Annotated in this window: 6 protein-coding genes; 5 read left to right on the forward strand and 1 reads right to left on the reverse strand. The window is 72.6% G+C overall.

Annotated elements, in window-relative coordinates:
• The first annotated feature begins 1,536 nt into the window (after positions 1-1,536).
• Positions 1,537-2,853 (forward strand): aldehyde dehydrogenase family protein, encoded by a 1,317-nt coding sequence (locus POF43_RS11335; RefSeq protein WP_271322836.1) that lies wholly within the window; start codon positions 1,537-1,539, stop codon positions 2,851-2,853.
• Between the two features lie 193 nt (positions 2,854-3,046).
• Here the strand turns inward: POF43_RS11335 and POF43_RS11340 are convergent, their stop codons facing one another.
• A complete protein-coding gene (locus POF43_RS11340) occupies positions 3,047-3,784 on the reverse strand; it encodes a DUF4232 domain-containing protein (RefSeq protein ID WP_271322793.1) in 738 nt (245 codons plus the stop codon).
• A 175-nt stretch (positions 3,785-3,959) separates the two neighbouring features.
• Between POF43_RS11340 and POF43_RS11345 the strand changes: the two genes are divergently transcribed.
• The 4 genes from POF43_RS11345 (at position 3,960) to POF43_RS11360 (ending at position 8,256) form a co-directional block, all read left to right on the forward strand.
• Positions 3,960-5,519, forward strand: a complete 1,560-nt coding sequence (locus tag POF43_RS11345; protein WP_271322794.1) for a transcriptional regulator — start codon at positions 3,960-3,962, stop codon at positions 5,517-5,519.
• 332 nt (positions 5,520-5,851) lie between these two features.
• Positions 5,852-6,460, forward strand: a complete 609-nt coding sequence (locus tag POF43_RS11350) for a malectin domain-containing carbohydrate-binding protein (RefSeq protein ID WP_271322795.1) — start codon at positions 5,852-5,854, stop codon at positions 6,458-6,460.
• Between the two features lie 189 nt (positions 6,461-6,649).
• Complete coding sequence (locus POF43_RS11355) at positions 6,650-6,895, forward strand: hypothetical protein (protein ID WP_282704535.1); 246 nt, start codon at positions 6,650-6,652, stop codon at positions 6,893-6,895.
• Positions 6,892-8,256: an MFS transporter gene (locus POF43_RS11360; RefSeq protein WP_271322797.1), complete on the forward strand. Its 1,365-nt coding sequence runs from the start codon at positions 6,892-6,894 to the stop codon at positions 8,254-8,256. Before POF43_RS11355 ends, POF43_RS11360 begins: the two co-directional genes overlap by 4 nt.
• Positions 8,257-9,608 lie beyond the last annotated feature (1,352 nt).

Genomic DNA, 9,608 nt, shown 5'->3' on the forward strand with positions numbered 1-9,608 from the left:
CACGACGATGCGGCCGACAACAAGGCGGCAGCGATGGTGTGTTGGGCGACGGGGTCCGGGCAACGCTACGGTCAGTAACGGTGTCCCCGGGACGGTGTGCCGGGCAACGTTGTCGCCCCGGCCGCGACGGCCGTGGCGGAGCGGAGTGCCAAGTCGGGCACGCGGAGCGAAAGGCCCATATTCAGAACGATCGGCTCTGTCGGGCCTTCGGCGTTGAGCACCATATTGTCCGGAGAGGGCATGCCGCCACTACCAGGTACTGACATGCTGCGCTAGCCTCCGGAACAAGTTCGACCCGACGGCGAATTGCCGTTGCCGAACCGTTATATTACCTTCCGTGTCACCTTGCGTCAAGAGTCGAGTCAAGTTCAGGCGGATATGCATAAGTAAAGGGAATTCCCGCTCGCGAGGGGACTACTCTTCCCGGTTTGCGGGAACGGAGTCGTTTTGCCCTGCTCGGCCGAAGCGGGATGCGTGCACCCGCCCGCGATGCCCCCGCGGTGCCGGCCGTGTTGTCGGCGGCACGCGCCGGTGCGCGTCGCCGGCGGGTGGCCTGACGGCGACTCACGGCGCCTCTCACGGCGCCTCTCACGGCGCCTCTCACGGCGCCTCTCACGGCGCCTCTCACGGCGCCTCTCACGGCGCCGCACGGTCGCTCGCGAAGGGTGAGATGTGTACGTCGTGCGGTGGGCCCGGCTCCCGTTGGCCGGGCGGAGTCGCGTCCCGCCCTGCTCGCCCGGCCGCCCGCGCGCCACGCAAGCCGGTGCCGGCGATCCGGGTCCGCACGACGGTGCCGGGTGCGGCGGCGGTGAGGTGAGGCCGGCCTCCGGGAGTTGGAAGGTGCCGCACCCGGTGATCCGGCCGGGGACGGTCACGACGATGTCGCTGCCGACGACCGCGATGCAAGCGCCGGGGACGCCCGAGCCGCCGGGGCGTCCCGATATTGTTGGCGGTGCTGGTGCTGGTGCTGGTGCTGGTGTCTTCGTCGGTGTTGCCCCCGCGCTGCGCCGCCGGGGCCCGCGGGCGGCGGCCGCCGGGTGCATGTCTCGCCGATGCGGGTCGCGTTGTTGGGCCGGTTCGCTCGGCACCTACGACGAGGCCTACGCCCCCGAGGCCGCGCGAACCGGTGCGGAACATGCCCCTCTCGACCCGGAGACCTCCATCGCCGACACACCGCCCGGCCGGTACCGGGACGTCATGGACGGGTTCCGGTCGTCCGTCGCACCGGGGCGTTCGCCGCACCGGAGCGTCATGGACCGCACCGGATGTCCGTCGCTCCCGGTGGCCCGCCGACTGGCCGGCAGACGTGCCACCCTCGGCGACACGCCGAGGGGGGCGTGCCGCCGCCCGCCGCGCGGGCAGCACACTGACGGGGTCCGGGCGCAGGTCCGGGCCGCTCAGGACGTCGGGCGGGTGCGGGGTCCGCGCCCCGCGCGGCGAGCCGCCGGCGACCGTTTTCCTCTCCCGACCACCCCTTCTCCCTCACCGCCCGGGGCCCGGCGAACGCCGCCCCCCACCATCCGTCTGGAGCACCGCATGTCGCACGACCCGTCCGAGACCCCAGCCGAGATCGTCACCCGGCTGCGTGCCACCTTCGACGCCGGACGTTCCGCGCCGCTCGCCTGGCGCATCGCGCAACTGCGGGCGCTGCGCACGCTGTTGACCGAGGAGGGCGAGACCCTGGCGGCGGCGCTGCGCGAGGACCTCGGCAAGGGGCGCGAGGAGGCGTACCGCACCGAGATCGACTTCACCGTCCGCGAGATCGACCACACCCTGGAGCACCTGGCCGACTGGCTGCGGCCGCAGCCCGCGCCGGTTCCGGAGCGGTTGAGCCCGGCCAAGGCCGACACCGTCCTCGACCCGCTCGGCGTGGTCCTGGTCATCGCCCCCTGGAACTACCCGGTGCAGCTGCTGCTGGCCCCGGTCGTGGGAGCGCTGGCCGCCGGCAACTGCGTGGTGGCCAAGCCCAGCGAGCTGGCCCCCGCGACCTCGCGCGCGCTGGCCCGGCTGCTGCCCCTGCACCTGGACACCGACGCGGTCGCCGTGGTGGAGGGCGCCGTGCCGGAGACCACGGCCCTGCTGGCGCAGCGGTTCGACCACATCTTCTACACCGGCAACGGCACCGTCGGCCGGATCGTGCTGCGCGCCGCCGCCGAGTACCTGACCCCGGTCACCCTCGAACTGGGCGGCAAGTCACCGGTGTTCGTCGACCGGGGGACCGACCTGGCGACGGTCGCCGCCCGGCTGGTGTCGACCAAGTTCATGAACGCGGGACAGACCTGCGTCGCCCCCGACTACGTGCTGACCGACCCGGAGACCGCCCGCGCCCTGGAGGAGCGGCTCGCCGAGGCGGTCCGCGAGCGGTACGGCGACGACCCGGCGACCGCCGAGGACTACGGCCGGATCGTCAACGAGCGCCACTTCGACCGGCTGTCCGGCCTGCTGGACTCGGGCCGCACGGTCACCGGCGGCGTGGGCGACCGGGAGCGGCGCTACCTCGCCCCGACCGTGCTGGCGCAGGTCGAGCCGGACGCGCCGGTGATGCGCGAGGAGATCTTCGGGCCGATCCTGCCGCTGGTCGAGGTGGCCGGCCTGGACGAGGCCATCGCCTTCATCCGGGACCGCGACAAGCCGCTGGCCCTGTACGCCTTCACCGACTCCGACACCACGCGTGAGCGCCTGATCCGCGAGACCTCCTCGGGCGGCATCACCTTCAACCAGCCGGTGGTTCACCTGACCGTCTCCGACCTGCCGTTCGGCGGCGTGGGCGAGAGCGGGATGGGCAACTACCACGGCCGGTACTCGCTGGAGACCTTCAGCCACCGCAAGGCGGTCCTGGACCGGCGCGGCTGACCGTACCGGGGCCGGACGCCGCGCGGGCCGCGCGGGCCGGACGACCGGTGGGCGGGCCCGTACGCCCACCGGTCGGTCCTGCCGGTCCGCGTACCGCGGCCCGCGTTCCGGCGCCTGCACGCGGGCGCGGCGTTCCGGCCCGCGGCACGCCCCCGCACGCGCCCTCCGCACGCCCCCCGCACGCCCCCTGCCGTCACCAGGTCAGCGCGTCGGCCATGGACTGCTCCCAGTACGTGGTCCTGAGCGAGTCGTCGATGTGGACGCCCTGCGCGGGCAGCGACGGGTGGGCGCCGGTGCCGACGCTCCTGGTGCCGGTGCCGGAGCGGCCGTAGAAGTAGACGGTCAGTGACTTCACGGTGCGACCGTTCGTGCCGCTGCCGTCGCCGGCGGACAGGCTGACGGAGGCGTAGCCGGACTCGCCCGGGTCGAGGGTGACCACGGCCTGCGGGTGGGAGGCCGCGACGACCGGCGGCACGGCCTGGGCGTCGCTGAAGCGCAGCGCCGGGTAGTCGTAGAGGTAGCACGTGCGGCTGCCGGTGTTGGTGACCGTGAGCAGCATGTGGTTCACCGGACGCTGCAACAGGGCGGCCACCATCCTGGTGTTGGAGCCCTCACAGGTGACCGGCGGGCCGGCGGAGGCCGGGGCCTTGGTGGCGATGGAGTGGTGTGCCGGCTTCGCGCCGGCGGGCGGCGCGGCGGCGGGTGACGCGCCGGAGGACGACCCGCCGGAGGACGACGAGGCCGTGCCGGCGGTGGACGTCCTGGCCGCAGGGGTGGCCGTGGAGGTCGGCGCGGAGGTGAAGGCGCTCGCCGAGGCTCCCTCGTCCTTGACGCCTGTTCCGTTGCCGCACGCGGTCAGGGAGAGCGCGGCGAGTACGACAGCCGCGGCTGCGCCGATGAGACCGGTTCGGGGGTTTCGCACGCTGGACATGTGGTGGTGCCTCTTTCGCTGTTCGGCCGGATGCGATGCTTGGATGACCGGAGCTTGCGGGGCGATCCGTCCCAGCCGCCAGGTACGGCGGAAAGCTGGGACGCGGGAACGCCGAAACCCGCTCCGAGCAGGGGAAACGGACCGCCCCTGGGACGCGCCAACGGGACGCTGTGGGATGGAGGAACGGGTGTCGGAGCCGGCAGGGGCCCGGGAGAACGCGGAGTTCGCGAGGCTGCTGCGGGAGCTCAAGGACCGCTCGGGGCTGAGTTACGGGGTATTGGCCAAGCGGCTGCACACGAGCACGTCGACACTCCACCGCTACTGCAACGGCACCGTGATCCCGGGCGACTACGCACCGGTGGAGCGCCTCGCGCGCGTCTGCCGGGCGACACCGAAGGAACTGGTGGACCTGCACCGGCGCTGGGTCCTGGCGGACGCGGTCCGCGGTCTCAGGGAGGACCCCGCCACGGTCAAGCCGACCGGTGCGGCCGGCGCGGGTGCCGCCACCGCGGAACCGGCCGCGGCGAAGCATTCGCCCCGGGAGGGTGATCCGGTCGATCCGGCCGCACCGGGTGAGCCGGCCGATCCGGCCGGGTCGGCCGCCGAGACAGAAGCGGCAGGAGCAGCAGACGCGGCAGGCACGCCGCAGCGGGCGGATGCCGAGTCGGCGGCCGGGTCCGCTCGTACTGCGGCATCCGGACCGGCGGCCGACGTTGCCGGCGCCACCGCGTCCGACGGAGGCGACGACGCCAGCGGCACGGGTGAGCCGCGTGAGCCCGGTGAGCCGTTCGGCGCCGGCGTGGTGTCGGAACCCGGGGCGCGGCGTCGGCGTCGTACCGCGCTGATCGCCTCCGTCGCGGTGGCCGCCGTGCTGGGGGCGTTGGTGCTCGTCGCGTCCTCGCCGTGGGGCGCCGGTCGGAGCGACGCGCGGGACCAGCGGACGGTCGGTGCCACCGCGAGCAGCGGCACGGCCGGGGCCGGGCAGCCGTCCGCCGTTCCGTCCCCGGGCCGGCGGTCCCGCACACCGTCCGCCTCGGCCTCCGTCGGCAGGCCCGGCACGGGCGGCGGTGCCGGCGCCTCGCGGAGCAGCGCCAGGCAGGGGACGACGACCGGGCCCGCCGGCGGCAGCGGCACCAGCGCCGCCCCGCCCAGCGTCGAGATCCGCCCGTACGTCTACGACAGCCCGTGCAGTCAGCACTTCCTCGTCGACCAGGCACCCGGGAAGGTCGGCCCGCCCGCGGACGAGCAGGACGCGCCGCGCTGGGCCGCCGCGTACGGCGCGGTCTCCTCGGGCGAACAGGAGGTCGCCCTCACCGTCCAGGGCGCCGGCGCGAACACCGTCGTCCTGGAGGCGTTGCACGTACGCGTCCTCGCCCTGGCCGCGCCGCTGGCCTGGAACGACTACTCGATGGGCGTCGGCTGCGGCGGCAACGTCGCCACCAAGTCGTTCGCCGTCGACCTGGACGAGGGAAGCCCCATGGTCACCGTGCAGGGCGGCCAGCGCGACTTCCCGTACTCGGTCAGCGAGTCCGACCCGGAGGTCTTCTACGTCGTCGCCCGCACCACGGCGCACGACGTCCGCTGGGATCTCAGCCTGGACTGGTCCAGCGGCAGCCGCCACGGCACCGTGCTCATCGACGACCACGGCACCCCGTTCCGCACCAGCGCCGACGCCGGCCGCCCCGGCTACGACTACCCGCTGGGCGGCGACGACTGGATCAAACGCGTGGACTGACGGGTCCGGCCCCTTCCCGTCGGCGGCCGGCCTGGCCCGAGGCGGACGACGCTCACGGTGGGACCGCGCCGGCCGGTCCGCCTGCCGAAAGGCCCCTGGCGGGGGCGCCCTTGACGGAGAATCGCTCCCACGTGACACTGTGTAACGCCGGAGAGCGCTCTCCGGTCCTTTTCGGAAGCTTTCTCCGTCCCGCCTTCCGCGTTCTGGTTCCGAGCCCGACCCGCGCCCGGCGTCGCCGTACCGCCGGTCGCGGCCACCGATTCAGTTCCTGCCCCCGCACCGACCGGGTGAGCCGTCCGGTCGGGCAGAAGCACACCGGATAGGGAGTCTCCATGACGAAGGCACGCCGCCTGCCCAGATCGGGACGGACCCGGATGCTCGCCGCCGCGGCCGTCACACTGAGCGTGGTGCTGGGACCTCTCGCGGCCGCCGGGCCCGCCCAGGCCGACCCGGCGGACGGGGTGTCGATCGATCTGGGCGGTGCCGGAGGCGGCGGCTTCACCGCGGACACGTACGGTACGGGTGGCAGCGCCGACACCCTGCCCGCGGGAGCGGCCACCTTCCCCAACTGGGGGCCCACGGTGGCCCATCCGATTCCCGCCGCCGTCTGGAACACCTCGCGGGTGGGGGAGTCCCACTACTCCGTTCCCGGGCTCACCCCCGGTAGCGAGTACCAGGCCCGGCTGTATTTCATGGACTGGTACTTCTCCCACCCCGGCCAGCGGGAGTTCGACGTCGCCATCGACGGCACCCAGGTGCTCAGCGACTTCGACATCATCAACACGGCCGTCACCAAGGGCGCGGACGGGCAGGAGGCCTTCGGCGTCGAAGAGGACTTCCCCGTCACCGTCGGCCCCTCCGGCACCGTCACCCTCGACTTCACCCGCGGCGCCGCCGACCAGCCCCAAGTCAACGCCATCGTGCTGAGCCCGGTCAGCTGACGGGCTCTCATGGACTGTCGAGCACAAGTGAGTTGAGGACTCACGGGGCGTCCTCGCGTTCGGTCGAGGGCGAGGACGCCCGGCCTTCGGGGCAACTGCCGTACACCGCGACCGCGTTACGGGCCGGTCTGGACAGCAGGTGAGCGGCACTGCAAGCTGCTCGATATGACAACCACAAACCACGTGCCGGTGTTGGCCGACGCCCGCGTCCGGGTGGTGGGCACCGGACAGGTGGGGCTCGCCGCCGAGCGGAAGGTGCTTGCGGCCGACGCCGGCGTCACCTTATCCAGACGTTCACCACACCGTCGCGTGGCCGCACCGCACCGACGTATGGCCGCCGCCAACGCCATCACCAGCGCCACCGGCACCACCACCCCCGCCGGCACCACCACCGTCACCATCAACGCCGGCGCGATCCTTGGCGGCCTCGCATGAGCGACGCCACCGTGACGCCATCGCGCCGGCCGGGCCTGGCACTCGGGGTGCTCGCCGGGGCGCTCGCGCTGGACGTGAGCGGCCTCGGGGTGCTGAACGCCGCCCTGCCGTCCATCGGAACCCGTTTTGGCCTGAACGACGCCACGCTCCAGTGGGTCATGACCGCCTACGCCGTCACGTTCGCCGGCTGCCTGCTGGTGGGCGGACGCCTGGCCGATGTCTTCGGCCGGCGGCGGGTGTTCGCCGTCGGGGTCGCCCTGTTCGCGGTATCCGCGGCGGTCGGGGCCCTGGCGCCGGACACCGTGGTGCTGTTCGGCGCGCGGGCGGTCCAGGGCATCGGAGCGGCCCTGTCGGGTCCGGCCGCGCTGGCCCTGATGGCCGAGGTGTTCCCGGCCGGCGCCGCGCGCAACCGGGCGTTCAGTGTGTACGCGGCGATCGGCGGCGCGAGCTTCAGCGGCGGGGTGCTGCTGGGCGGCGTACTGACCCAGTTCCTCGGCTGGCGGTCCGTGCTGTGGTTCTCGGCGGTGCTGGGACTGGCCGTGCTCGCCGCGACGCGTGCCGGGCTGCCCCACAGTGCCGGGCGCGGCGGCCGGCTGGACCTGCCCGGCGCGGTGTCGGGCACGCTCGGCCTCACCCTGCTGATCGTCGGCGTGAGCAGTCACGGCGCGTGGGCCTGGAGCGCGCTCGGCGCCGCGGTCGTCCTCCTGGTGCTCTTCATCGTGCGCGAACAGCGCACCGCCGACCCGGTGCTTCCGCTCGGCCTCTTCCGCAGCGCGTCGGTACGCTTCGCCAGCCTGGCGGCGTTCCTCCAGTTCACGGGCTCGGTCGGGCTGCTGTTCTTCGCGCCGCTGTACCTCCAGGGGATGCTGCACTACTCCCCGGCCGAGTCCGGTCTCGCACTGGTGCCGATGTCGGCGGCCGTCTTCCTCACCGCCAACTTCGCCACCGGACGGCTGCTGGCCCGGCACGCCCCGCGAACGCTGATGGCCGTCGGGCTCGTGCTGATCGGCGGCGGAACGGCGTTGTGGCTGGGCACCGCGCACCACGGCAGCTACGTGGAGCACGTGCTGCCCGGCCTGGTGCTGAGCGGCATCGGCCAGGGACTGAACTTCCCCTCGATGACGACCGCCGCGCTCACCGACGTCCCGCCGGACCGACACGCCGTCGCCGGGGCGGTCAACGTCGTGGCACAGCAGATCGGCGCCAGCGCCGGTGTGGCGGCCATGGTCCTGGTCGCGTCGACCGGCGACAACCTGCTCACCGGCTACCACCTCGCCTACCTGACCGCCGCCGTCGCCTGCGCGCTCGGCGCGGCAGCCATCGCCGTGGTGCCGTGGCGGGCCCGACAGGCAGCGGCGTAGCCCGCGCCGCGGGGTTGTCGCGACGAGCGCGGCCAGCGCGATCAGCGCGGCCCGCGGGTCCTCCCCATGGAGCGGAGCCGCCCGGCACGCGTTCGTTGCCGGCCGTCGACCACCTTCCCGGGCGATCCGGGGAGGTGGTCGACGGTCCCGGCCTCCCCCGGCCGGGTACCTGCCGCACGTCGGTCCGCCGGAACGGGGAAAGCCCGCGCCGGCGGACCGGAAGGCGTGACCGACGGCCTTCCGCGCGAAGTGCCCGGGCCCGCGCGACGCACAACTGCGGTGCGGCGATGAGGACTTCGGCGGACAGAACCGTCCTCGGCGATTCGCCGTACCTTCGAGTTCTGCCGGTCGGCCACTGAACAGGGCCTGGACGAGGCGGAAATCAACGGCATCTCCGACAACTCGGCTTCTGCCGACGGCGATCCGCCGGGATTTTGGGCAAGGGATGCCGTTCCGGCCGAGGAACTCCCGGAAGACGATCGCCGGGGGCGCATTCTCTGGCGGATGGCGTCTGTCGAGCCCCGCCGGCGCCGGCCGCAGCAGCCGCGCCGGCCGTGGCGGACGACCCGCACAGGCGACGGGAGCGTCAGGATTGATCCACGTATGAGAAGGATGTTCACTCTGGCCGTACAACGTCCCAACTGCCTCGCGATCATCGCCCGGAAGGAGAGGAATCGGACACTTCGGGGACCAAAACGAGCCACCTCACCTTCCGGCTCGCGGAGCACACTTGTCTCACCATCCACAGGGTGGCATTCTGACGTTTGCCGGTCTGGCGAGAGCCTCGTAATCCGGTCCGTATCGGTCCGCAGATTGTTGCCCCGGGCAAGTGGACCTTGAGGCTCGTCGGCAATGGTCATGCAGCTGAAAATGTTCGCGTGCACGTTCCCCAAAGTCACCTGACGGGAGTAGGGTCGCGATGCGCGTACCGGGTTTTTCGGCAGCCCTGCTTTCATGTCCGCTGTGAGACAGCCTGTCCAGCGTCATACGGATCAATTCCCAAGATCGTCATCGGTTGAAACGACCAACGCGGCGATTCTCCTCGGCATCCAGGTGCGGACCGGGGTAACGGCATTTCGTGGGCCCACTCCGATTCCGGAGACCGCCGAATATCCGCACTGCTGACCCAGGGCGTGGATTCCCCGCGCTCTGTGGGCAAGAACCTCGCGAGCCGCTGGTGCCACCTGCGGAACGGTCCGAGGGATTGCCCGGCCGGCGCGTATTGACCGCCCTCGTTCGATGACGCCGGCGCGGTTCCGGGAGACCCGCGACCCTTCCATCGCCGAACCACGACGACCCACGTGCCAACGATTCACGTGCCAACGATCCCTCTGTCAACGATCCTTGTGCCA

The organism is Streptantibioticus silvisoli (assembly GCF_027947535.2).
Classification (GTDB): domain Bacteria; phylum Actinomycetota; class Actinomycetes; order Streptomycetales; family Streptomycetaceae; genus Streptantibioticus_C; species Streptantibioticus_C silvisoli.

Excerpts from the sequence above, each read along its gene's own strand:
- POF43_RS11335 (WP_271322836.1), top strand. The coding sequence starts at position 1,537 with ATGTCGCACGACCCGTCCGAGACCCCAGCCGAGATCGTCACCCGGCTG.
- POF43_RS11340 (WP_271322793.1), bottom strand. The coding sequence starts at position 3,784 with ATGTCCAGCGTGCGAAACCCCCGAACCGGTCTCATCGGCGCAGCCGCG.
- POF43_RS11345 (WP_271322794.1), top strand. The coding sequence starts at position 3,960 with ATGGAGGAACGGGTGTCGGAGCCGGCAGGGGCCCGGGAGAACGCGGAG.
- POF43_RS11350 (WP_271322795.1), top strand. The coding sequence starts at position 5,852 with ATGACGAAGGCACGCCGCCTGCCCAGATCGGGACGGACCCGGATGCTC.
- POF43_RS11360 (WP_271322797.1), top strand. The coding sequence starts at position 6,892 with ATGAGCGACGCCACCGTGACGCCATCGCGCCGGCCGGGCCTGGCACTC.